General features: G+C 64.4%; 23 protein-coding genes. 9 read left to right on the top strand and 14 right to left on the bottom strand.

Annotation, left to right across the window (positions count from 1 at the left end):
- Positions 1-57 precede the first annotated feature (57 nt).
- The 5 genes from MHM84_RS15515 to MHM84_RS15495 all read right to left on the bottom strand — a co-directional run bounded on the left by MHM84_RS15515 (position 58) and on the right by MHM84_RS15495 (position 3,662).
- Positions 58-1,149 carry a 5-(carboxyamino)imidazole ribonucleotide synthase gene (locus MHM84_RS15515; protein WP_239267264.1) on the bottom strand — a complete coding sequence of 364 codons (1,092 nt, stop codon included), beginning with the start codon at positions 1,147-1,149 and terminating at the stop codon, positions 58-60.
- Positions 1,150-1,152: 3 nt separating this feature from the next.
- Positions 1,153-1,659 (bottom strand): 5-(carboxyamino)imidazole ribonucleotide mutase, encoded by a 507-nt coding sequence (gene purE, locus MHM84_RS15510; protein WP_239267263.1) that lies wholly within the window; start codon positions 1,657-1,659, stop codon positions 1,153-1,155.
- Between the two features lie 126 nt (positions 1,660-1,785).
- Positions 1,786-2,019, bottom strand: coding sequence for a DUF1653 domain-containing protein (locus MHM84_RS15505; RefSeq protein WP_239267262.1), 234 nt, complete (start codon positions 2,017-2,019; stop codon positions 1,786-1,788).
- Positions 2,009-2,863, bottom strand: a complete 855-nt coding sequence (gene tcdA, locus MHM84_RS15500; protein ID WP_239267261.1) for a tRNA cyclic N6-threonylcarbamoyladenosine(37) synthase TcdA — start codon at positions 2,861-2,863, stop codon at positions 2,009-2,011. Before tcdA ends, MHM84_RS15505 begins: the two co-directional genes overlap by 11 nt.
- Positions 2,850-3,662: a pseudouridine synthase gene (locus MHM84_RS15495; protein ID WP_239267260.1), complete on the bottom strand. Its 813-nt coding sequence runs from the start codon at positions 3,660-3,662 to the stop codon at positions 2,850-2,852. Before MHM84_RS15495 ends, tcdA begins: the two co-directional genes overlap by 14 nt.
- A gap of 119 nt (positions 3,663-3,781) precedes the next feature.
- On the opposite strand from MHM84_RS15495, the gene MHM84_RS15490 reads away from it, so the two are divergent.
- The 3 genes from MHM84_RS15490 (at position 3,782) to MHM84_RS15480 (ending at position 6,488) form a co-directional block, all read left to right on the top strand.
- On the top strand, positions 3,782-4,507 hold the full coding sequence (locus MHM84_RS15490) for an NAD-dependent deacylase (protein WP_239267259.1): 726 nt from the start codon (positions 3,782-3,784) through the stop codon (positions 4,505-4,507).
- 135 nt (positions 4,508-4,642) lie between these two features.
- Positions 4,643-5,593 carry a bile acid:sodium symporter family protein gene (locus MHM84_RS15485; protein WP_275445804.1) on the top strand — a complete coding sequence of 317 codons (951 nt, stop codon included), beginning with the start codon at positions 4,643-4,645 and terminating at the stop codon, positions 5,591-5,593.
- 88 nt (positions 5,594-5,681) lie between these two features.
- Positions 5,682-6,488: a DTW domain-containing protein gene (locus tag MHM84_RS15480; RefSeq protein ID WP_239267258.1), complete on the top strand. Its 807-nt coding sequence runs from the start codon at positions 5,682-5,684 to the stop codon at positions 6,486-6,488.
- Here the strand turns inward: MHM84_RS15480 and MHM84_RS15475 are convergent.
- The 7 genes from MHM84_RS15475 to def all read right to left on the bottom strand — a co-directional run bounded on the left by MHM84_RS15475 (position 6,480) and on the right by def (position 14,009).
- Positions 6,480-7,700 (bottom strand): TraB/GumN family protein, encoded by a 1,221-nt coding sequence (locus MHM84_RS15475; RefSeq protein ID WP_239267257.1) that lies wholly within the window; start codon positions 7,698-7,700, stop codon positions 6,480-6,482. The two genes, MHM84_RS15480 and MHM84_RS15475, sit on opposite strands and share 9 nt — an antisense overlap.
- 67 nt (positions 7,701-7,767) lie before the next feature.
- Entirely contained in the window at positions 7,768-9,216 is a 1,449-nt protein-coding gene (locus tag MHM84_RS15470; protein ID WP_239267256.1) for a TrkH family potassium uptake protein, read from the bottom strand.
- A gap of 52 nt (positions 9,217-9,268) precedes the next feature.
- Complete coding sequence (gene trkA / locus MHM84_RS15465) at positions 9,269-10,642, bottom strand: Trk system potassium transporter TrkA (protein ID WP_239267255.1); 1,374 nt, start codon at positions 10,640-10,642, stop codon at positions 9,269-9,271.
- Between the two features lie 113 nt (positions 10,643-10,755).
- Positions 10,756-10,962 carry a dodecin gene (locus MHM84_RS15460; protein WP_019020010.1) on the bottom strand — a complete coding sequence of 69 codons (207 nt, stop codon included), beginning with the start codon at positions 10,960-10,962 and terminating at the stop codon, positions 10,756-10,758.
- Between the two features lie 90 nt (positions 10,963-11,052).
- Entirely contained in the window at positions 11,053-12,372 is a 1,320-nt protein-coding gene (gene rsmB / locus MHM84_RS15455) for a 16S rRNA (cytosine(967)-C(5))-methyltransferase RsmB (RefSeq protein WP_239267254.1), read from the bottom strand.
- Positions 12,369-13,355, bottom strand: coding sequence for a methionyl-tRNA formyltransferase (gene fmt, locus MHM84_RS15450; protein ID WP_239267253.1), 987 nt, complete (start codon positions 13,353-13,355; stop codon positions 12,369-12,371). Before fmt ends, rsmB begins: the two co-directional genes overlap by 4 nt.
- Before the next feature lie 141 nt (positions 13,356-13,496).
- Positions 13,497-14,009 (bottom strand): peptide deformylase, encoded by a 513-nt coding sequence (gene def, locus MHM84_RS15445; RefSeq protein WP_239267252.1) that lies wholly within the window; start codon positions 14,007-14,009, stop codon positions 13,497-13,499.
- A gap of 239 nt (positions 14,010-14,248) precedes the next feature.
- Here def and MHM84_RS15440 point away from each other — a divergent pair, with 239 nt between their 5' ends.
- From MHM84_RS15440 to aroE, 5 genes are all read left to right on the top strand, one after another.
- On the top strand, positions 14,249-15,346 hold the full coding sequence (locus MHM84_RS15440; protein WP_239267251.1) for a LysM domain-containing protein: 1,098 nt from the start codon (positions 14,249-14,251) through the stop codon (positions 15,344-15,346).
- 3 nt (positions 15,347-15,349) lie between these two features.
- Positions 15,350-16,453: a DNA-processing protein DprA gene (dprA, locus tag MHM84_RS15435; protein WP_239267250.1), complete on the top strand. Its 1,104-nt coding sequence runs from the start codon at positions 15,350-15,352 to the stop codon at positions 16,451-16,453.
- Between the two features lie 61 nt (positions 16,454-16,514).
- Positions 16,515-17,069: a Sua5/YciO/YrdC/YwlC family protein gene (locus tag MHM84_RS15430; protein WP_239267249.1), complete on the top strand. Its 555-nt coding sequence runs from the start codon at positions 16,515-16,517 to the stop codon at positions 17,067-17,069.
- A gap of 66 nt (positions 17,070-17,135) precedes the next feature.
- Positions 17,136-18,068, top strand: coding sequence for an oxygen-dependent coproporphyrinogen oxidase (gene hemF / locus MHM84_RS15425; RefSeq protein ID WP_239267248.1), 933 nt, complete (start codon positions 17,136-17,138; stop codon positions 18,066-18,068).
- Positions 18,069-18,093: 25 nt separating this feature from the next.
- On the top strand, positions 18,094-18,906 hold the full coding sequence (aroE, locus tag MHM84_RS15420; RefSeq protein ID WP_239267247.1) for a shikimate dehydrogenase: 813 nt from the start codon (positions 18,094-18,096) through the stop codon (positions 18,904-18,906).
- A 67-nt stretch (positions 18,907-18,973) separates the two neighbouring features.
- Here the strand turns inward: aroE and MHM84_RS15415 are convergent, their stop codons facing one another.
- Positions 18,974-19,768: a M48 family metallopeptidase gene (locus tag MHM84_RS15415; protein WP_239267246.1), complete on the bottom strand. Its 795-nt coding sequence runs from the start codon at positions 19,766-19,768 to the stop codon at positions 18,974-18,976.
- Positions 19,769-19,872: 104 nt separating this feature from the next.
- Here MHM84_RS15415 and MHM84_RS15410 point away from each other — a divergent pair, with 104 nt between their 5' ends.
- Positions 19,873-20,736, top strand: a complete 864-nt coding sequence (locus tag MHM84_RS15410) for an ATP-binding protein (RefSeq protein WP_239267245.1) — start codon at positions 19,873-19,875, stop codon at positions 20,734-20,736.
- Between the two features lie 4 nt (positions 20,737-20,740).
- Here the strand turns inward: MHM84_RS15410 and MHM84_RS15405 are convergent, their stop codons facing one another.
- Positions 20,741-21,370: a hypothetical protein gene (locus MHM84_RS15405; RefSeq protein ID WP_239267244.1), complete on the bottom strand. Its 630-nt coding sequence runs from the start codon at positions 21,368-21,370 to the stop codon at positions 20,741-20,743.
- Between the last annotated feature and the right edge of the window lie 106 nt (positions 21,371-21,476).

Here is a 21,476-nt window from a genome sequence, read left to right as displayed (position 1 = left end):
CGCCAAGGGTGCCCGATGGGCGCCCTTGGCGTTTATACGTGAGACATGGAAGATTGATCAGCCCAAGTCGTTGGTCAGCAACCGCTCCACGGCAGTCGCACGTTCCTGTAACTGGGCTTCGCTGGCCGCCAGCACGGTGATATGACCGATCTTGCGTCCCGGACGGGGCGCCTTGCCATAGTCATGCCAACGGGTGCCCGGAATTGCCAGTACGGCATCGCGCTCGGGCAGGGCGCCGATGATGTTGAGCATGGCACAGGGTGCCAAACGTGCCGTCGAACCCAGCGGCAGGCCGCAGACGGCACGCAGGTGGTTCTCGAACTGACTGGTTTCGGCACCCTCGATGGTCCAGTGACCGGAGTTGTGCACGCGCGGGGCGATTTCATTGGCCAGCAGGGTCTCGCCCTGGACGAAGAACTCGAAGGCCATCACGCCAACATAATCGAGCTCGGCCAGGACGCGGTTGGCGTAGTCCTCGGCCTGGGTCTGCAGCGGGTGGTCTACCTGAGGCACCGAGCGGTGCAGCATGCCCTGGCGATGTTCGTTGCGCACCAGCGGCCAGACCCGAGTCTCGCCGTCACGGCCACGTACCGCAATCACCGAGACTTCGTGATCGAAGTCGACGAAGCCCTCGAGCACCAGCGGCACGCTGCCCAGCTCGGCGAAGGCTCCAGTCACATCCCCGGTCTGGCGCAGCACCTTCTGGCCCTTGCCATCGTAGCCTAGCGTACGGGTCTTGAGCACGGCCGGCAGGCCGATCTCGGCCACCGCGGCGTCGAGATCGGCCTGACTGTCGACTTTCGCTACCGGTGGAAGAGGGATGCCCAGCGACTGGAACAGGCTCTTTTCCGACCAGCGATCACGCGCGGTTGCCAATGCACGAGCCGGGGGATAGGCGGGGCGCTGTTCGGCGAGCATGGCCACGACGTCCGACGAGACGTTTTCAAACTCGAAGGTGATCACGTCACTGTGGGCGAGCAACTGCTCGAGCGCGGCGGTGTCGTCCCAATCGGCCTGGACATGCCGACCGTGCACGGCGGCACACGCGGAGTCCGACGGGTCGAGGAACACGAAGCGGGCATCGAAACCGGCCCCGGCCTCGGCCAGCATGCGACCGAGCTGGCCGCCACCGATCACTCCGATACGCATGGTTCAGGTCTCCTGATCGTTGGCTTGGCTGGGATCGGGCTGGTCGAGGACCTTGCGGGTCTGCTCGGCACGATAGCGTTCCAGGGCCTGGCGAATGTCGGGATACTTGTTGCCCAGCATGGCGGCGGCCAGCAGGGCGGCATTGATGGCACCGGCGCGGCCGATGGCCAGAGTGCCGGTGGGAATGCCGGCCGGCATTTGCACGATCGACAGCAGCGAGTCCACGCCGCTGAGCATGCTCGACTGGACCGGTACGCCAAGTACCGGCAGGCAGGTCTTGGCAGCGGCCATGCCCGGCAGGTGGGCAGCGCCACCGGCCCCGGCGATGATCACTTCCAGCCCGCGCTCGGCAGCAGTTTCGGCATACTCGAACAGCAGATCGGGCGTACGGTGGGCCGAGACGACCTTGACTTCATGGGCGATGCCCAGTTGCTCCAAGGTATCCACCGTGTGGCACATGGTTGCCCAGTCCGACTTCGACCCCATGATGACGCCTACCCGTGCGCTCATGCTCCCTCCACTCGATTCGCTTACGCCGATGACTGGCCTTATGCAGGCCCGGGTTGTCCCGTCTAAAAGAAGCGCCGGAGTATACCACTCCAGAGGGGAGCTAGCATGCCCGCTGCACCGACGTCGCTAGCGAAAAGGTGTCTCGATCTCGAAGCGTCGCACCGGTTCGCCTTGCACTTCGACGGTTTCGACGAACATATCGAGCGGGCGTACCCACAGCCCATAGTCGCCGTACAAGGCACGATAGACGACCAAAGGCTCATCGGTTTCGCTGTGGTGTGCCACGCCGAGCACCTCATAGGTCTGACCCTTGTAGTGCCGGTAGATACCCGGTACGGGGCGGGGATGGTCATGTGGCATCGCTGGACTCCTCGATAACGTCGGGCTGGGCGCGACGGGCGGCCTCGCGCGCCAGTCGGGCCAATACCCGGGAGGCGGCAACGAAACCGAAACTGCCAGTGACGAATGTCGCGGCGCCGAAGCCGCTGGCACAATCGAGACGGGTGGCTTCGCCCTGGCCGGGCTTCTGCAGACACACTTCGCCGTCACTGCCGGGATAGATCAATTGCTCGTCAGAATAGACGCATTCCACGCTGTAACGGCGCTTGGGGTTGCGCGAAAAGCCGAAATCGCGGCGTAGCCGCGAACGTACCTTGGCAAGTAGCGGGTCGTGCTCGGTACGCGTCAGATCGGCGATTTTGATGCGGGTGGGGTCGGTCTGGCCGCCGGCAGCGCCGGTGACCGTCAGGCCCAGCTTGCGACGCTTGCACCAGGCGATCAGCGCCGCCTTGGCGACCACACTGTCGATGGCATCGATGACATGGTCGGCATCCTCGGGAATGCGCTCGGCCAGATTGCTGGGTGTGACGAAGGCGGTGTCGGCCACGACCTCGATGCCGGGATGGATCGCCCGGCAGCGCTCGGCCAACACGTCGACCTTGGGCCGCCCGATGGTACCGTCAAGGGCGTGGAGTTGGCGGTTGATATTGGAGACGCAGACGTCATCCAGATCGATCAGGGTCAGCTTGCCGATGCCGGCACGCGCCAAGGCCTCGACCGCCCAGCTGCCTACGCCGCCGACACCGACCACGACGACGTGGGCATGGCGGAAGCGGTGAGCGGCACGGGCGCCGTAGAGGCGGCGGATCCCGCCGAAGCGAAACTCGTAGTCGTCAGTCATGGCATCCGATTCAGAGAGGTTCATGGCTGTAGGTGGTTCGTGGATCGTGTTGCGGGGCGTCGACGCAGGGCGAAAGCGCATCGTGCCAATGGATGTCGTCGCAAGGCAGATGCCCGGCCCAGCCAAACGTATCGAATAACCGGTGCATGTCGTCATCCACGGCGGCGGACAGGTGCAACACGGCATCGTAGGCCGGATGGCGAAAGCTCAGCCCTACGGCGGCAAGCAGCAGCCGTCCACACCCCAACTGGTCGCGAAAGAAACGATTGTGGAGTCCCTTGCCGTGCTTGGCATCGCCGATGATCGGGTAGCCGCGCTGCGACAGGTGGCGGCGGATCTGATGGCGTCGACCGGTGGCCGGACGTGCCTCCATCAGCGAGTAGCGTGCCTGTGGATAGCGGTCCACCTGTACCGGCAACTCGACGCTATCGAGTCGGCGTATCTCCGTACGTGCCGGCTGGGCCGGCATCTCCGCCTTGGGGCGACTGCCGTCTTCCTCGCGCAACGGGTTGTCGAGCCACTCATGCTCGGGGCCGACCCCGCGCACCACCGCCAGGTAACGCTTGCGTATCTGCTGGGCGGTGAATGCTTCGCCAAGGGCGGTGGCCATCGACGGCGACAGGGCGAAAAGCAGCAGTCCCGAGGTGGGGCGGTCCAGGCGATGCACCGGATAGACGTGACGGCCCAACTGATCGCGCAGCATCTGCAGGGCGAAGCGCGTCTCTCCGCGTGCCAGGGCACTGCGGTGCACGAGCAGGCCTGACGGCTTGCGGATGGCGACGAGTGTGTCGTCCTGATAGACGATGGGCAATGCCTGACACATGGCAACGTTCAGCAGGTCATGAGTGGGTCGCCATTGTCGCCGTCGGATCGCGCTGTGTCATCCTCGGGGCGGTGTCGGCTATGCTGTGCTGCGTGTTTTTCGTCAACAGGCAATGTGACATGACCCATTCCCAACCGCGTCTGGTGGTGCTCACCGGCGCCGGCATCAGTGCCGAAAGCGGCCTGAAGACGTTTCGCGACGGCGACGGCTTATGGGAGAACCATGCCATCGAGGACGTGGCCACCCCCGAAGCCTGGGTCCGGGATCCCGAACTGGTCCTGCGTTTTTACGACGAGCGCCGCGCCCAGGTGCGCCGGGCCAAACCCAATCCGGCTCACCAGGCGCTGGCCGAGTTGGAACAGGCCGGTTTCGACGTACGTATCGTCACCCAGAATATCGACGATCTACACGAACGCGCCGGCTCGCGCGATGTACTGCACCTGCACGGTGAAGTCCTCATGGCACGTTCGAGCATCGATCCGCGATTGCTCTACCCGTTGCCGCGTGGCGGCATCAAGCTTGGCGATCTATGCGACAAGGGCAGCCAGTTGCGGCCCCACGTGGTCTGGTTCGGCGAGGCGGTGCCCACCTATCCGCATGCCTGCGACATCGTCGCCGAGGCGGATCTGCTACTGGTGGTCGGCACCTCGCTGAGCGTCATGCCGGCAGCGATGTTGGTCGATCAGGCGCCGGTGGATTGCCCGTGTATCCTCGTCGATCCCAAGGCGTCGCAGCTATCGCCCAAGTGGGTCAAGGCGCTCGATGCGCCGGCCAGTGAGGGCGTGCCGACACTGGTCGGGCAGTGGAAGCGCGAGAACCGGCTCTGGGTTCCGGAGTGGCTGTAGAGCGGTGAGGGCGAACGTTGCCTTCACCGAACGGCCGAGATGGGGCAAGATAGCGTGCCCGGCCCGTATGGCCGGCAAACCATAAGCGCCGCATCGAGCGGCCGATCTCCTGTTTCAACGCTATCAGGACACGTCATGTCGATCTTCGAACGCCTCAATCGCCTGTTCCCCGTGTGGGCGATCCTCTTCGCCATTCTGGCCGCCTGGCAACCCGACTGGTTCACCAGCCTGGCGGGGCAGATCAAGCTCCTGCTGGCCATCATCATGTTTGCCATGGGCCTGACCCTGTCGCGTCACGATTTTCTCGGCGTGCTGCGTGCACCTCTGCCGGTAGCGGTGGGGGTGGTGCTGCAGTTCACGGTGATGCCGGTGGCCGCCCTGGCGGTTTCCTGGACGCTGGGTCTGGATGCGGCACTGACCACCGGCATGGTACTGGTCGGCGCCACGGCCGGCGGCACCGCGTCCAACGTCATGACCTGGCTGGCCGGCGGTCACGTCGCCTTGTCGGTGTCGATGACGCTGGTGTCTACACTGATTTCCGTGGTCGCCACGCCCCTGCTGACCTGGCTGTTGGTCGGCCAGAGCGTCGAGGTACCGGTGGCAGGGATGTTCATGAGCATTGCCCAACTGGTCATTGCCCCGATTGCCCTGGGCGTGGTCATCCATCATTTCCTGGGGCAGCAGATCCGTCGAGTCGAGCCGCTGCTGGCGACTGTCGCGATGGCCGCCATCGTGCTGATCATCGCCATCGTGGTGGGGCTCAATGCTGGCCGCCTGGCCACCTTGGGCCCGTTGGTCGCCTTGGCGGTCGTTCTGCATAACGCCATCGGTCTGGCCGGTGGCTATGGCGTGGGTCGTCTGTTGGGCTTCGACCAGAAGGTGGCGCGTACTATCGCCATCGAGGTTGGCATGCAGAACTCGGGCCTGGCCGTGGCCCTGGCCAACCAATTCTTCAGCGCCACGGCAGCCCTGCCGGGTGCGCTATTCTCGGTCTGGCACAACGTGTCGGGATCGCTGCTCGCCGGGTACTGGAAGCGTCGCCCGGTGGCGGATGCCGAAGGCGGGGCACGCCCGGTCGCCGATTGAACCTCGCGGAGACACGGCAAACGGGGCCGGGCATGCTAGAATGCCGGCCCCGTTTTTTTACCCCTTTGGTAAGCCCGGCAGAACGATGATGAGCGATACGCGCGACGATGCGGATACGGCGACCTGCGCCGAGGCCCTCTTACCCGCTGAAAGCGGCTCCGACGATAGCGTTTGGGAGTATGATCCGGCCACCGGTCGTCGACGTCCGCCACGGCGGCCGTTCAAGGCGCGGGGCAGTTTCGTCGAGCGCTGCGACGGGTGTCGTCTGCCCACGCTCAATTGCCTGTGCCCGTACCGGGTAAGCGCTCACAGCCAGGCTCGCTTCTGGCTGTTGACGCATCCGCTGGAGCACAACAAGCCGACCAACACCGGGCGTCTCATTGGCGACATCCTCGACACCACCGAGGTGTTCACCTGGTACCGTACGGCGCCTGACGACGCGTTGCTGGCGCGCCTCGAGGAGGCGCGGTTCGCGCCTTTCATCGTCTTTCCCGACGACCAGCCGGACTATGCCGACCGCGTGGTCGGCATCGAGGCAGTCGACGAGGCGTCGAATGCCGGGCGTGTTCCGGTATTCATCGTCCTCGACGGCACCTGGCGTCAGGCGCGCCGCATGTTCCGCAAGAGCCCCTACCTGGATCGTCTGCCGGTGTTGCCGCTGCACAGTGACCGGTTGACCCGTTATCACTTGCGCAAGCCGGCCTCGGCCGCGCACTTGTGTACCGCCGAAGTCGCCGCCGAGTTGCTGCGCCAGAGCGGGAATACCCAAGCCTCGGCCATCCTCGACGACTATTTCGACGCCTTCAACGACAGTTACGCGGCCAGTCGCAGGCACCACAAGCTCGATGCCCCGACCCCGGCGATGCGCCGCCTGCTGGAGCGGCGTTCAGAGTAGCTGCTCGGCGATGCGCAACCCGGCGATCCAGGTGCCGGCCGCCGAACCGATGGTTGCGAGCAGAAACACCAATAGCGTGCGCGAGACGCGATTGCGCCACCAGCCCTTGAGCGATGAGACGTCATGACGCAGGCGGGAAAAGTCGCGCACCTTGGGGCGACGCAGGCTGAGTTCCACCCCGGCAGCCACGAAGCCGGCCCCGATGGTGGGGTTGAGCGAGGTCAGCGGCGCGGCAAAGAAGGTGGCGATCACCGTCAGCGGATGCGCCAGGGCAATGGCGGCACCGAGGCCCGACAGCACACCGTTGATCAGGAACCATTCGCCAACCAGTTGCCAGCCGAGCTGAGTGTCGCGGGAAAAGCCGATGGCAAAGCCGGCCAACACCAGCGCGGTGATCACCCAGGGCACGGCTTTCCACCAGCGTGCCCGGGTCGGTGTCTCGTCCAGCTCGCGGCGTTCGATGGCCGGGTCATCGGGCAACGGCTGCGATAGATGCTCGGCCAGCCCCTTGAGATGTCCGGCGCCGATCACGACAAGGATGTTACGGTAGCGCCCGGGCGGGCTATCTTCGGCCAGACGCAGTGCCATGTAGCGGTCGCGTTCGGCGATCAGGGGCGTGTAGAGAGACTCCGACTGCTCGGCGAATTCACGGAAGGTGGACTCCAGCACGTCTCCCTGCTTCAGCCGCTCGATTTCCTCGCTGGACACTTTCTGGCGCGACAGCAGGCTGCCGAACAGGCCACTGATCAGGCTGGCCCGCTGCCACCAAGGCACGTTGCCATAGATGCGTTTGAGCGTCACGCCGACATCGCGATCGACCAGCACCAGCGGCAGCGCGGCACGCTGGCTCTCCTTGACCGCCGCGCGCATTTCCGCCCCGGGTTCGATGCCCGACTGCTCGGCGACCCGTTGCTGGAAAGCGCCCAGCGCCAGGCTGGCGGCGACCATCCCGGCCTTGCCCTGGCGGAATACCTCGAACAGGTCCTGATTGGCCAGACTGTCCGGCTCGGTGAGGCTCTTGTAGCGCGATTCGCACAGCTCGATGGCCACGGCATCGTATTCGCCGGAGCGAATCGACTCGCGAACCTCATCGGCGCTAGCGCGAGAGACGTGGGCGGTACCCAGCAGGGTATAACGGGTATCGCCACACACGATCACCCGGCGGGGGCCGTCCTGGGTATCCTCGTGGGGAATGTCCTGGGTTTCGGTCATGGACGCTCGCTTGCAGTGAAATCGAACGCTCGATTATCCACGAAGGGCCAAGGTAGGCCAAACCCTGTCAGCGACGCCAGAAAGCGGGCGTGAACAGAACCAGAACGGTGAAGATCTCCAGGCGTCCCAGGACCATGGCCACTACCATGATCCATTTCGCCGCTGCAGGGATGGCCCCGTAGTGGTTGGCGACCTCGCCGAGGCCGGGGCCGAGATTGTTGAGCGCCGAGCCTACCGCCGACCAGGCAGTGATCTGATCGAGCCCGGTGGCGAGCATGCCGATGAGCATCAGGAAGAACAGCATCACGTACACCGAGAAGAAACCCCACACCGCCTGCGAGACGCTGTCCGGCACACTGGTGCGCCCCACCTTGACGGCGATCACCGCGTTGGGGTGGATCAGGCGCAGCACCTCGCGCATGCCCTGCTTGAGGATCAATAGGATACGGATGACCTTCATACCGCCGCCGGCCGATCCCGAACAGGCACCGACGAACGCCGCAACGAACAGCATGAACGGCAGGGCCCCGGGCCAGGCTGAAAAATCCGCCACACCGAAGCCCGAGGTGGTGGCCACCGACACGGCCTCGAAGATGCCATGCCGGACTCCGGTCATGTCGTTGTAGGTGTTGCTGATCAGCAGGATCAGAACACTGATGGCGCTGAGCAGCATCAGAAACAGGATAAAGAAGCGAAACTCGGGGTCGCGCATGTACTGACCCAGCCGCTTTTCGCGCCAGGCCGCGAAGTGCAGGCCGAAACTGATCGACGACAGCACCATGAAAACGATGCAGATCGTCTCGATCATGGCGCTGTCGAAATAACCGATACTGGCGTCGTAGGTGGAAAAGCCGCCGATGGCCACGGTCGAAAAACTGTGCCCGAGAGCGTCGAACCAGTTCATGCCGGCGGCCCAATAGGCCGCAAAGCAGGCCAACGTCAACGCAGCATAGATGTACCACAGCGCCTTGGCGGTCTCGGTGATACGTGGGGTCAGCTTGGAATCCTTGAGCGGACCGGGTATCTCGGTGCGATAGAGCTGCATGCCGCCGATGCCCAGCGTCGGCAGGATGGCGACCGCCAGTACCACGATCCCCATGCCGCCCAGCCACTGCAACTGCTGGCGATAATAGCGAATCGAATCGGGTAGCAGGTCGATGCCGGTGATCACCGTGGCGCCGGTGGTGGTGAGCCCCGAGAACGATTCGAAGACGGCATCGGTCCACGACAGTGCCGGATCGCTTGCCAGCATCAGCGGTAGCGAGCCGAACAACCCCAGTACACTCCAGAACAGTACGGTGATCAGGAAGCCGTCCCGGGTACGCAACTCCTTGCGGGCGTGTCGGTTGGGCACATAGAGCGCCGCACCGGTGGTCGCAGTAATCGCCATGGCAATGGCGAAGGCATCCCACACGCTATCGTCGAGCAGCCAGGAGATCAGGATCGGAGGCACCAGGGTCAGGCTGAACAGCATCAGCAGTAGCCCCAGAATGCGTAGTGTCACGCGTGGGCTCATGGCGCGGTGTTTTCCGGGTTATGCATGTCTGTCGTTGCTGTGTCCGGTGTCATCAGAAGAAGGTCAGGCCTACCTGGAACAGGCGCTCCACATCACGAATGCGACGCTTGTCGACCACGAACAGGATGACGTGATCGCCGGACTCGACCACCACATCGTCATGGGCGATGAGCACTTCCTGGCCGCGCACGATGGCACCGATGGTGGTGCCGGCCGGCAGGGCGATCTCGTCGATGGTGCGGCCGACGACCTTGGACGAGCGCGAATCGCCGTGGGCGATGGCCTCGATGGCTTCGGCGGCACCGCGGCGCAGCGAGTGTACGTTGACGATATCGCCGCGGCGCACGTGGGTCAGCAATCCACCGATGGTCGCCTGCTGCGGCGAGATCGCGATATCGATCTCGCCACCCTGGACCAGATCGACGTAGGCGGCGTTGTTGATCAGGGTCAGCACTTTCTTGGCGCCCAGTCGCTTGGCCAGCATCGACGACATGATGTTGACCTCGTCGTCGTTGGTCAGCGCGCAGAAGATGTCGCAGTCCTCGATATTCTCCTCGATCAGCAAGCGCTTGCTGGTGGCGCTGCCATGCAGCACCACGGTGCGATCGAGGCGTTCGGAGAGCACCGTGCACCGATCCAGGTCATGCTCGATGATCTTGACCTGATGGCTGTGCTCGAGCTGTTCGGCCAGACGCTGGCCGATATTGCCGCCCCCGGCGATGATCACCCGACGGAAGTCGCGCTCGACCTTGCGCAGCTCGCTCATCACCGCCCGGATGTCCTTGCGAGCGGCGATGAAGAAGACCTCGTCATCGGCCTCGATGACGGTGTCGCCGCGTGGAATGATCGGCCGGTTGCGGCGGTAGATGGCGGCGACACGGGTATCGACGTTGGGCATGTGTCGACGCAAAAAGCCCAGTTCCTGTCCCACCAGCGGGCCGCCGTAGTAGGCCTTGACCGCGACCAACTGGGCCTGACCACTGGCGAATTCGAGGACCTGCAGGGCGCCCGGGTAAACGATCAAGCGGCGGATGTGGTCAGTGACCACCTGCTCGGGGCTGATCAGTACATCGATCGGCACCGCCTCGTTGGAGAATAACCCCTTGCGGGTCAGATAGGCGGCGGCACGCACACGGGCGATCTTGGTCGGGGTGCGAAACAGAGTGTGCGCAACCTGGCAGGCGATCATGTTGACTTCGTCGGAATTGGTCACGGCGATCAACATGTCGGCATCCTCGCCGCCGGCCTGACGCAGCACCATGGGATAAGATGCCGGACCGGTCACGGTGCGGATATCCAGGCGATTGTGCAGCTCGCGCAAGCGTCCCGTGTCGGTATCGACCACGGTGATGTCGTTTTCTTCATGGGCCAGGTGTTCGGCCAGCGTCCCGCCGACCTGACCGGCGCCCAGAATGATGATCTTCATCGATGGAGAATCCGCATACGGGTGGTCCGTTGTGACGCGCTAGCATAAACCAGCGGGGGCGCCGGGGACAGGGTCCGGCCAGTCCGGACCCGAAACGCTCCCGTCAGGTGGATTCAGTTCAATGTGAAGCCGACCTTGACGGTGACCTGCCAGTGCGCGATACGGCCATGTTCGATGTGGCCACGAGTGTCGGTGACTTCGAACCAGCGCATGTCGTGAAGTGTCTCGTTGGCCTTGGCGATGGCCTGCTCGACGGCGTCCTCGATGCCTTTGGGCGAGGAACCTGTGATCTCGATATGCTTGTAGACATGATTGGACATGCAGTCCTCCTAGACCGGTGAAGTATCCCGGCACCGCCCGTGCAGTGCCGAATTCCTTCGCCAGTATAGGTGCACCCTGCCACCTGCTGTCTAACCGGCCTGCTTTTCCAGCAGGGCGTAGAAGAACCCATCGTGGCCATCGATGCGTGGCAGAAGCTGGCGTCCGGCCCTGGCGGGGCGGCCCCATTCGACGTCTACCGGCGTCGAGCTGCGGGCATCCGGCGTGCGGTTCAGGAACGCGTCGATGACATTGGCGTTCTCCTCGGGCATGACCGAGCAGGTGGCATAGAGCAGTGAGCCGCCGGGTGCGAGCGTCTGCCACAGGGTGTCCAGCAGACGTGCCTGCAGCTCGGCGAGGTCGCGAATGTCGCTGGGGCGACGCAGCTGCTTGATGTCCGGGTGGCGCCTGATGACCCCTGTGCCCGAGCAGGGCGCATCCAGAAGGATCGCCGCGTAGGGCTCGCCGTCCCACCAGTCGAGCTCACCGGCGTCGGCATGCTTGAGGTGAGCGGTTTGTTTGAGCCGTGTCAGCGTCGCATTGACCCGCGTGAGGCGGGTCGCGTCGTTGTCGATGGCGGTGAGGTCGATGTCGAACCGTTCCAGCAGGTGAGCGGCTTTGCCTCCCGGGGCGCAGCAGGCGTCCAGCACGCGCGCGCCGGGGCGCCCCTGCAACGCCGGGGCCAGCAACGGAGCGGCCAGTTGGGCAGCTTCGTCCTGAATGCTGACATCGCCATCGGCAAAGCCAGGCAGCTCATTGATATCGCAGGGCGTTTCCAGGGTAATGCCGTCTACGGAATATCGACAGGGCGTGGCCGGTTTGCCAGCCTGCTCGAGTCGCTGCAGGTAAGCATCGCGTGTAGTCAGGCGGCGGTTGACGCGTAGCGTCATCGGGCCGGGCCGGTTGTTGGCTTCGGCAACGTCCTGCCAGTCATCGGGCCAGGCCTGGCGCAGCGAGCGTATCAACCAGACGGGATGCAGCAGGGCCACATGCGTATCGCTATCGACTCGGGCCTGGAGCGCCTCCGACTCGCGCTGCAAACGGCGCAGGCAGCCATTGAGCACCTTGGTGGCCCATTCCTTGTTGAGCAGGCGCGCGGCGCCGGCGGTCTCGCCAACGGCGGCATGCGGCGGTACGCGTAGGTAGAGCAATTGGTGGATACCTAACAGCAACAGCGCTTTGACATCGGTGTCGCGCGTCTTGAACGGGCTACGCAGCAGTTCGGCGGCGAGCGCCTCGAGACGCGGCAAGGTGCGACACACCCCATAGCAGAGTGCACGCAGGAAGGCGCGATCGCGCGCCGCCACAGTGCTGTCGTCGAGCGTGGCTAGCGAGCCCTTGCCGGTCAGGACCGGCACCAGGGCACGTGCGGCGGCGACGCGGACTCCTTGTCCACTGGCCATGTCGTTCATGCCGTGTCCTCCTGATGCGAATGGCCTACACGGCTACCGGGCGCGAAGCGCTCGGCACGTGAATTGAGTAGATCGCGCGCGGCCAAGGGCTTGCCTCCGGGGAGCTGTGCCTGAGTGACGCGCAGCACGCCTTTTCCGTCCGAACCGCAGGCGATGCGCAGCGCATCGTTGGCCGGTTCGAGCAGGGTGCCGGGCGCGGCGGAGTGTGCCGTGGCCTCGCGTTCAGGCTCGGCCAGCCAGATGCGCAACGGTTGGCCGTCGAGCAGTGTCCAGGCCACCGGCCAGGGGTTGAAGGCACGGACCCGGGCAGCTAGTTCCTCGGCCGCCCGGGTGAAGTCGAGCTCGGCCTCGGCCTTGGAGAGCTTGCCGGCATAGGTAACGCCATCGCTGGGTTGCGGCGTTGCCGTCAAACTGCCGGAGGATAGGGCGTCGAGCGCCTCGGCAATGGCATCGCCACCGAGCTGAGCCAACCGATCATGCAACGCACCGCCTGTGGTGGTCGCCTCGATGGGAAGACGGCGGGTCAGCAACATGTCGCCAGTATCGAGCCCGGCATCCATCTGCATGATGGTGACCCCGGTTTCGCTGTCGCCGGCCTCGATGGCTCGCTGGATCGGTGCAGCGCCACGCCAGCGTGGCAGCAGCGAGGCATGCACGTTGAGGCAGCCCAGACGGGGAATGTCGAGCACGGCCTGGGGCAGCAACAGGCCGTAGGCGACGACGACCATCACATCGGCGTCGAGCGCAGCCAGGGTCTGATGGGCCTGGGAATCCTTGAGCGTGGCGGGCTGGTAGACGTCGATACCGCGCTCCTGAGCCAGCGCCTTGACCGGGCTCGGGGTCAGTTTACGGCCGCGTCCGGCGGGACGGTCCGGCTGGGTATAAACGGCAACGATATCGTGCTGGCTGGCAAGTAACGCCTTGAGACTTTCAGCGGCAAACGTCGGCGTGCCGGCAAATACCACGCGCAAGGGTCGGGTCATGAAAGGCATCCGTGATGGAGAAGCATGAGAAGCATGATAGCGAAGGGGAGCGGAAGTCGAAAATGCCGGTACCGAAAACGCCTGGACCGGACATGCGCCCGGTCCAGGTGATGCCAGCCGTTCGGCTGACTGAGAGAGAGCCTACGAGCCCTGCATCTGCCTGTGTCGCTTCTCCATCTTCTTGCGTACCCGGTCGCGTTTGAGAGGAGAGAGGTAATCCACGAACAGCACGCCCTCGAGGTGGTCGTGTTCATGCTGAATGCAATGGGCGAGCAGGCCGTCGGCTTCCAGTTCGTAGGGCTGGCCGTCACGGTCGAGCGCCTTGAGATGGACGCGCAGGGCGCGTGGCACTTCGGCATAGTACTCAGGAATTGACAGGCAGCCTTCCTGCATCGGCTCGCGTTCGTCGCCGAGCGGCGTGTATTGCGGATTGATCAGCACCAGCGGCTGCGATCGATCGTCACTCACGTCCATCACGATGACCCGACGATGGACGTCGATCTGCGTCGCCGCCAGGCCAATCCCGCGGGCCTCGTACATGGTTTCGAACATGTCGTCGACCAGGGTGCGTACCTCATCGTCGACGACATCGACCGGCGCAGCCTTGGTACGCAGGCGTTCGTCGGGAAATTCGAGGATGTCTAGCTTGGCCATGGCGTTTAAATTACCGTTGTGCAAAGTGACGAGAAGATTAGGCATATTGTAGTGCGCGCCGCCGGGTAACGGAACCTTTGCAGCATCATCGATGCAATACGCTTGGCTCAAGCGATGCATCACGAGACGCATCGATAGACTGCCGATATCGCCGGCATGGCCGTGTCGGGGACCGTCGCGTTCAGGTGAAAAAAGAAAAGCCAGCCCCGAGAGGGCAGGCGCTCGATAAGGGTCAGGGGATGAAAAAGAGCTTGGACGCTGCGGGGCGTCGCCCGCATCCAATCGGCTGGTTGGGCGGGGTGTTGGCTGGCGTTCTGCTCACGATGCCCGCCGCAGCGTTTACGGCCGAGCTGCGCCAGGATGCGCCTGCGCGCTATACGGTGGTCAAGGGCGATACGCTGTGGGGAATATCCGGGCGTTTCCTGCAGAGCCCCTGGCAGTGGCCCGAGGTATGGGACGTCAATCCCCAGATTCGTAACCCGCACCTCATCTATCCTGGCGACAGCGTCTATCTCTATTACGCAAACGGTCAGCCACGGCTGGGGCTCGAGCGAGGTCAGGGCGGCACCGTGCGGCTATCGCCCGAGGTGCGTCGGATACCGCGCCGTGAGGCCATTCCCCCACTGCCCCTGAACACCGTGAAGAACTTTCTCGAGGGCAACCGCATCGTCGAGCCGAGTCGCATCGAGAACGTGCCCTATGTGGTGGCCGGCGACAACCGACGACTCATCAGCGGGGCCGGTGACCGCCTCTATGTCCGAGGCGACTTGCCGCACATGCAGCGCTTCGGTCTCTACCGGCCGGGGCAGCGTTACGAGGATCCGGATACGGGGGAGTTTCTCGGATTGGAACTCGAAACCTTGGGCGAAGCGCGTTTCATACGTCAGCAGGGCGATATCGCCATACTCGAAGTGGTGTCCTCGCGGCAGGAAATTCGCGATACCGATCTGGTGCTGCCCCTCGAGTCGCTGCCGGTAACGCCGGAATTTCAGCCACGCGGGCCTGGTCGTCCAAGCGAGGGGCACATCCTGTCGGTTCCCGGCGGAGTCCAGTTCATCGGCAGATTGGACGTGGTGGCTCTGGATCTCGGGGAGCGCGACGGACTCGAGCCCGGCCATGTACTTGCCGTTGAGCAGCAGGGCGAGTTGATCGCCGATCCCGTCACCCAGGAATCGATTCGGTTGCCCGGGGAGGATGCCGGCTGGCTCATGGTGTTCCGCGTCTATGAGCGGATCAGCTATGCCTTGGTCATGCATGCCACACGCAGTCTGGCGGTGGGCGATCGTGTACATGCGCCGCAGGTCGAGAACATGCTGGCCGACAACGGAGGCGAGTGACGCATGATCATAACTGCCAGGGAGTGGCTGGTACTCTCGCGATTACCGGGGCTCGGTGCACGACGGCTCGCCTCCTTCAGGGCTCGTCAGCCCGAATGGCCTCACGGCTGGCTGGCATTACTGCCCGGTCCGGCCCGCGACGCTCTGCAGCTGTGGCTGGAGCATCCCTCCCGCAGTCCGCTCCAGGCGGACGTCGAGCGAGCCTTGGACTGGGAGGCCCGCGAGGCCACGCATCATCTGCTGACTCCGGCGCATGCCGACTGGCCGGCTCTGCTCGACGAATTGCCGGATCCGCCGTCGCTACTCTGGGCGCGAGGCAATCTCAAGGCGCTGAGCGTGCCTGGCCTGGCCATTGTCGGCACGCGTCGGCCTACCCGTGAAGGGCTTGGCAATGCCGGTCGCTTTGCCGGTGACCTCGCCAAGGCGGGAATGGCCGTGGTCAGTGGCATGGCGCTGGGAGTCGATGGCCAGGCTCATCATGCGGCGCTGGCTGCGGGCGGTACCAGCATTGGAGTGCTGGGATGTGGCATCGACGTGATCTATCCCTCACGCCACTCGGGACTTTACCGGCAGATGCTGGAGTGCGACGGGCTGTTGCTTAGCGAGCATGCGCCGGGGACCCGTGCCAATCCGGCGTTCTTCCCGCGCCGCAACCGCATCATTACCGGCCTGTCACTGGGCGTGCTGGTCGTCGAGGCTGCCGAAAAGAGTGGCTCGTTGATCAGCGCGCGACTGGCCATGGAGCAGAACCGCGACGTCTTCACCTTGCCGGGCTCCATCAACAACCCGCAGGCAAGAGGCTGCCTTGCACTGTTGCGCCAGGGGGCGGTGCTGGTCACCTGCGTCGACGATATCCTCGCCGAACTGACACACTGGTCGCTGCCAACGGCCTCGTTGCCTAGCTTGGAAGGAGGCGAGGGCAAGCCAGTCGAACAGACTCCCGAAGACCCGCTACTGGCCCTGCTCAGCGATGCGCCTACGCCACTCGATCTGCTGATCGATCTCTCCGGCCAAGGGTTCGGTCATTGCCAGCAACGGCTGTTGGAGCTCGAGCTCGAAGGCCGGGTGGCTCAGGCGCCGGGCGGTTGGGTCCGACTGCCCGCATAGCTGTTGGCCGGTGGCGGGCATGGTAGAATTTCTTCCCAGTTTTTCAGTCGAGCTGCAAACGATGACCGAACGTCACGCACTGGATGATGCCGTCGCCGCCCTGCGCCAGGGTGGCATCCTCGCCTATCCGACCGAGGCCGTATGGGGGCTGGGCTGCGATCCCGACAATGCCGAGGCATTGGCGGCGCTGATTCGGCTCAAGCAGCGCGATCCTGCCAAGGGACTGATCCTGATCGCCGGGCATATCGCGCAACTGGAGCCCTGGCTGGCGGGATTGGAGGCACATGACCGACAGCGGCTCGCCGCGAGCTGGCCGGGGCCGAATACCTGGCTGGTACCGGACAACGGACGTTCGCATCCGTTGCTGCGGGGCGAGCATCCCAGTGTGGCCCTGCGGGTCAGCGATCATCCGCTGGTCGGTGAGCTATGTGCCGCCTTTGGCGGACCCGTCGTATCGACCTCTGCCAACCGTGCCGGTGAGCCGCCGGCACGCGATGCAGTCAGCGTACGCCGCCAGTTCGGCGAGGCAGTGCATGTCATCGATGGACCGCTCGGTGGTTACTTGCGCCCCAGCACCATCCGCGATCTGCGCAGCGACGCGGTACTGCGCGACTGAACGAATGCGGTCTGCAGCCATGCCCATGTGGGCATGGCTCCACGAATGCAAGCCAAGGAGCAACGTGTGGCACACGCTCATCTCGATGACGTCAAATCTTATCTTCTCGATCTGCAGGATCGCCTCTGCCAGGCCTTGGCCAACGAAGATGGCGAGGGCGACTTTCGAGAAGATGCCTGGGATCGTCCCGAGGGCGGTGGCGGCCGTTCACGTGTCATCGAAAACGGTGCCGTCTTCGAAAAGGGCGGCGTCAACTTCTCGCATGTTTACGGCGAGACACTCCCGCCTTCCGCTACCGCGGCACGCCCGGAGTTGGCAGGGCGCAGTTTCCATGCCGTCGGGGTATCCTGGGTCATGCATCCACGCAACCCTCACGTGCCGACCAGCCACGGTAACGTACGCTTTTTCATCGCCGAGAAAGCTGGAGAAGCGCCGGTCTGGTGGTTTGGCGGCGGCTACGACCTGACGCCGTTCTATCCGGTCGAGGAAGACGTGATCCACTGGCATCGGGTGGCTCGCAATGCCTGCCAGCCGTTCGGCGACGACGTCTATGCGCGCTACAAGGCGTGGTGCGACGAGTATTTCTACCTCAAGCATCGCGATGAGACCCGTGGGGTCGGCGGTTTGTTTTTCGACGACCTGAACGACTGGGACTTTTCCCGCTGCTTCGCCTTCCAGCGCGCCGTGGGCGACAGCTTCCTGGACGCTTACCTGCCTATCGTCCAGCGTCGTCGGCACGACACCTACGGCGAGCGCGAACGTGCCTTTCAGGCCTATCGCCGCGGACGTTACGTCGAGTTCAATCTGGTATGGGATCGCGGTACGTTGTTCGGCCTGCAGAGCGGTGGCCGCACCGAATCGATCCTGATGTCGATGCCGCCGGTCGCCGAATGGCATTACGGCTGGACCCCGCAACCGGGCAGTCGCGAAGAGGTGTTATACCGTGACTATCTGCGTCCGCGCGACTGGCTGAGCGAGGTCGAACACACCTCACCGTGAGCGATGGCAACACAGGAGTCGAGAGATGACAGATCGTTATTGCGTGTTCGGCCATCCGGTCGGTCACTCCAGGTCGCCCCGTATTCATGCAGCGTTTGCCGAGCAGTTCGGTGACGATATTGCCTATGAGGCGATCGAGGCACCCGTGGATGGCTTCGCGGAGGCCTGGCGCGATTTCCTTGCGCATGGCGGCAAGGGGGCCAACGTTACCGTGCCTTTCAAGGAAGACGCCTTTCGCCTGGCCGATGTGCTGAGTCCACGCGCGCAGCGTGCCGGTGCCGTGAATACGCTGGTACTCGGCAAGCAGGGCGATACCTATGGCGACACCACGGATGGCGTTGGCCTGGTGCGTGACCTGCAGGCGCATGCCGCCCCCCTGGAAGGGGCGCGTATCCTGGTATTGGGCGCAGGCGGGGCCGTGCGCGGCGTCATCGAGCCTCTATTGGCTGCCCAGCCGGCAGTGCTGATGATCGCCAACCGTACCTCGGGCAAGGCACATCAGTTGGCCGCAGACTTCGCCGATCTGGGAGAAACCACCGGTGGCGGCTTCGACGAGATCGTCGGGACGTTCGATCTGGTCGTCAATGGCACCAGTGCCAGTCTGGGAGGGGATCTTCCGCCCTTGCCCGACGATCTGTTCGCCGATGCCGCATTGGCCTACGACATGATGTACGGCGTCGAGCCGACGGTCTTTCTACGCTGGGCCGCCGAGCGTGGGGCTCGGACCGTGGATGGCCTCGGCATGCTGATCGAGCAGGCGGCGGAGTCGTACTTCCTGTGGCGAAACCGGCGTCCCGAGACGGCCCCGATCAGGGAACTGCTGCGCGGCGAGATGTGACCCGTCACCCGGCTTCGGCCGGGTGACGTTCGCCTGGCTATCCCGCTGTCAAACCAAACACATGACCTCAGCCCGGTCGCTGGCAATTGGGCGTCTGGCCCGAGGCCTGGGCCTGTCGGTACAGTTCGAGCGCCTCGTCCATCTGGGCCTGAAGCCCTTCGATACGCTGGCCATGGCTGGGGTGGCTCGACATCCACACCGGCGGCTGGCCTTGGCTATTGGCCGACATGCTCTGCCATAGGTCGATGCTCTCGCGCGGGTCGAAGCCGGCCCGTGCCATCAGGTTGAGGCCCACCACGTCGGCTTCGCTTTCGTGCTTGCGCGAATAGGGCATGAGAATGCCGTACTGCGCGCCTGCGCCGAGCAGGCCCATGAGTTGTTGGCCACCGGCTCCCTCCAGGCCGGCGGCGGCCTGAAGAATGGACAGGCCGGTCTGCGTGGCGGCCTGCTGGGAAACGCGCTCGTTGGCATGGTCGGCCAGCACGTGGGCAATCTCGTGACCGATGACCGCCGCCAGCTGATCCTGATTGGTGGCCACGTCGAGCAGGCCGGTATTGACGCCGATGTGGCCGCCGGGCAGGGCGAAGGCGTTGGCCGACTCGTCCCTGAAGACCTTGACCTCCCAGGCACCGCCCGAGTTCAGTTGGCTGGTGATGGCATCCGCCACGCACTGCACGTAGCTGTTTACCTGACCGCCGACGACCGGCAACTGCTGCTCGTACTGGGCGAAGCTCTGCGCGCCCATTTCGCTGAGCTGCTCCTCGGAGAACAGGGTGAGCTGCGAGCGGCCGGTGGGCGACTGACTGCAGGCGGCAAGGGTGACTATCAAGGCGCCGATGGCGCTACGCTTCATCCATTTCATGGGGTGGTCTCCTGGCGTCCGTCCATCTGGACCGTGATCGTGTTGGGCTTCAAGATACCCGGATGCCCTGCGGGGTCAACCATTGACTTAGGAGTCTAGAAACGATGGATGCCGAGCTGTCCCAGCGTCTTTCCCGTCTGCTTGATCGTGTCGAGGCCTGGCTACCCGAGGAGCCGCCCCGGCTGGACTGGTCGCAGGACGTCGCCGCCTTGTGGCAGCGCCACGCCCTGGGTGGCCAACTGCTGCCAGTCGCAGTACGCGATGCCGTGAGGCTGGACGACCTGCTTGGTATAGATCGCCAGAAACGCGCCCTGCTCGACAATACACGGGCCTTTCTGCGCGGCCTGCCGGCCAACCATGCGCTGCTGTGGGGGGCGCGCGGCAGCGGCAAGTCATCGCTGGTACGGGCCTTGCTGAATACCCTTTCGGGAGAGGGATTGCGCCTGATCCAGGTGGACCGGCACGACCTGGTGGGGCTGCCTACGCTGGTCCAGCAACTGCGGAATCAGTCGCAGCGTTTCGTGGTGTACTGCGACGACCTCTCCTTCGAAGGCAACGACGATGCCTACAAGGCGCTCAAGAGCGTACTCGACGGTACCCTGACCGGGCCGCCCGAGAACGTCTTGCTCTATGCCACCTCGAATCGCCGGCATCTGCTCCCCGAGTCGCTCAGCGACAACACCGAGACCCGGCTGGTCGGTGACGAACTGCACCACGGCGATGCCGTGGAAGAGAAAATCTCGTTGTCGGATCGCTTCGGTCTGTGGCTGGCCTTTCATCCCTTCAATCAGGCTACCTATCTCGAGGCCTGCCGCCATTGGGTCGGTCAGCTCGGCGAAGGAATGGACTGGAACGATGCGGCCCGTGAGGAGGCCGTCCGCTTCGCCACGCTGCGCGGTGGGCGCAGCGGAAGGGCCGCCTGGCAGTTCGCCTGTCAGTGGGTCGGGCAGCAGGGTCTCGAGCGCTGATGGGCTACTGCTGAGGCTGCAGGTTGCCCTGGGGGCCGACGGTGAAGCGTAGGGTCGGCATCCACAGGCCGGCAGGCAGCTTGACGCCCAGGCCACTGACATCGCCCGGATCGATGCTCAGTTCGCTGCCTTCCGGTAGTTCACCTCGGCTGGCCAACTGCTTGGCCAACTGGACCATGGGCATCAGTTTCTGGCTATCGCCGAGCAGATCGAAGCTTACCGGCAGGCGCACATCGGCATCGTCTCCCGGCGTCAATGCGACGCTCTCGTCATAGTGGCCGCTGACCGGCTCGGCGCCGGGGACGTCGAGGGTCCAGCCGAAGCCGTCGAGCTGTACGGGCGGTAGACCGCTGGGCAGGCCCAGTCCCATGGCCAGAGTGGCCTGGATCGGCAAGCTGCCGGTACCCAGGCTAGAGGTGAGCAACGAGGCGAGGTCGCTGGTGTCCAGGCCGGCATGGACGTCATATGGTCCGACGCGGACGTTTTCGACACCCAGCGAGGTGAGCGTCAGCCGCATGGCGAACAGGCCGGTCTGCGGCAGGGCCAGGCAGCCGGCGAGTAGCAGTGCCAGGCAGAAGGGCAGAATGCGCAGTCCACGCCAGGACTGGTGACGGTCGGAACGGAAAGAGGGCATGCAGCGCTCCCAGACGACAAGAAAGGTGGGCGCCTGGCGAGTGAGGCCAGGCGCGCGCATTCTAGGGTCACTCACCGGACAGCGACAAGTGAATTCGCAGAGCGCC

Source organism: Halomonas sp. McH1-25 (genome assembly GCF_022348165.1).
GTDB lineage: Bacteria > Pseudomonadota > Gammaproteobacteria > Pseudomonadales > Halomonadaceae > Modicisalibacter.
Note: the sequence above shows the minus strand (reverse complement) of the source record. Positions and strands in the feature narration are given on the sequence as shown.

What these genes read in the sequence shown, in the direction of transcription:
- MHM84_RS15515 (WP_239267264.1), bottom strand. Translation starts at nt 1,149, where the DNA reads ATGCGTATCGGAGTGATCGGTGGCGGCCAGCTCGGTCGCATGCTGGCC.
- purE (WP_239267263.1), bottom strand. Translation starts at nt 1,659, where the DNA reads ATGAGCGCACGGGTAGGCGTCATCATGGGGTCGAAGTCGGACTGGGCA.
- MHM84_RS15505 (WP_239267262.1), bottom strand. Translation starts at nt 2,019, where the DNA reads ATGCCACATGACCATCCCCGCCCCGTACCGGGTATCTACCGGCACTAC.
- tcdA (WP_239267261.1), bottom strand. Translation starts at nt 2,863, where the DNA reads ATGAACCTCTCTGAATCGGATGCCATGACTGACGACTACGAGTTTCGC.
- MHM84_RS15495 (WP_239267260.1), bottom strand. Translation starts at nt 3,662, where the DNA reads ATGTGTCAGGCATTGCCCATCGTCTATCAGGACGACACACTCGTCGCC.
- MHM84_RS15490 (WP_239267259.1), top strand. Translation starts at nt 3,782, where the DNA reads ATGACCCATTCCCAACCGCGTCTGGTGGTGCTCACCGGCGCCGGCATC.
- MHM84_RS15485 (WP_275445804.1), top strand. Translation starts at nt 4,643, where the DNA reads ATGTCGATCTTCGAACGCCTCAATCGCCTGTTCCCCGTGTGGGCGATC.
- MHM84_RS15480 (WP_239267258.1), top strand. Translation starts at nt 5,682, where the DNA reads ATGAGCGATACGCGCGACGATGCGGATACGGCGACCTGCGCCGAGGCC.
- MHM84_RS15475 (WP_239267257.1), bottom strand. Translation starts at nt 7,700, where the DNA reads ATGACCGAAACCCAGGACATTCCCCACGAGGATACCCAGGACGGCCCC.
- MHM84_RS15470 (WP_239267256.1), bottom strand. Translation starts at nt 9,216, where the DNA reads ATGAGCCCACGCGTGACACTACGCATTCTGGGGCTACTGCTGATGCTG.
- trkA (WP_239267255.1), bottom strand. Translation starts at nt 10,642, where the DNA reads ATGAAGATCATCATTCTGGGCGCCGGTCAGGTCGGCGGGACGCTGGCC.
- MHM84_RS15460 (WP_019020010.1), bottom strand. Translation starts at nt 10,962, where the DNA reads ATGTCCAATCATGTCTACAAGCATATCGAGATCACAGGTTCCTCGCCC.
- rsmB (WP_239267254.1), bottom strand. Translation starts at nt 12,372, where the DNA reads ATGAACGACATGGCCAGTGGACAAGGAGTCCGCGTCGCCGCCGCACGT.
- fmt (WP_239267253.1), bottom strand. Translation starts at nt 13,355, where the DNA reads ATGACCCGACCCTTGCGCGTGGTATTTGCCGGCACGCCGACGTTTGCC.
- def (WP_239267252.1), bottom strand. Translation starts at nt 14,009, where the DNA reads ATGGCCAAGCTAGACATCCTCGAATTTCCCGACGAACGCCTGCGTACC.
- MHM84_RS15440 (WP_239267251.1), top strand. Translation starts at nt 14,249, where the DNA reads ATGAAAAAGAGCTTGGACGCTGCGGGGCGTCGCCCGCATCCAATCGGC.
- dprA (WP_239267250.1), top strand. Translation starts at nt 15,350, where the DNA reads ATGATCATAACTGCCAGGGAGTGGCTGGTACTCTCGCGATTACCGGGG.
- MHM84_RS15430 (WP_239267249.1), top strand. Translation starts at nt 16,515, where the DNA reads ATGACCGAACGTCACGCACTGGATGATGCCGTCGCCGCCCTGCGCCAG.
- aroE (WP_239267247.1), top strand. Translation starts at nt 18,094, where the DNA reads ATGACAGATCGTTATTGCGTGTTCGGCCATCCGGTCGGTCACTCCAGG.
- MHM84_RS15415 (WP_239267246.1), bottom strand. Translation starts at nt 19,768, where the DNA reads ATGAAATGGATGAAGCGTAGCGCCATCGGCGCCTTGATAGTCACCCTT.
- MHM84_RS15410 (WP_239267245.1), top strand. Translation starts at nt 19,873, where the DNA reads ATGGATGCCGAGCTGTCCCAGCGTCTTTCCCGTCTGCTTGATCGTGTC.
- MHM84_RS15405 (WP_239267244.1), bottom strand. Translation starts at nt 21,370, where the DNA reads ATGCCCTCTTTCCGTTCCGACCGTCACCAGTCCTGGCGTGGACTGCGC.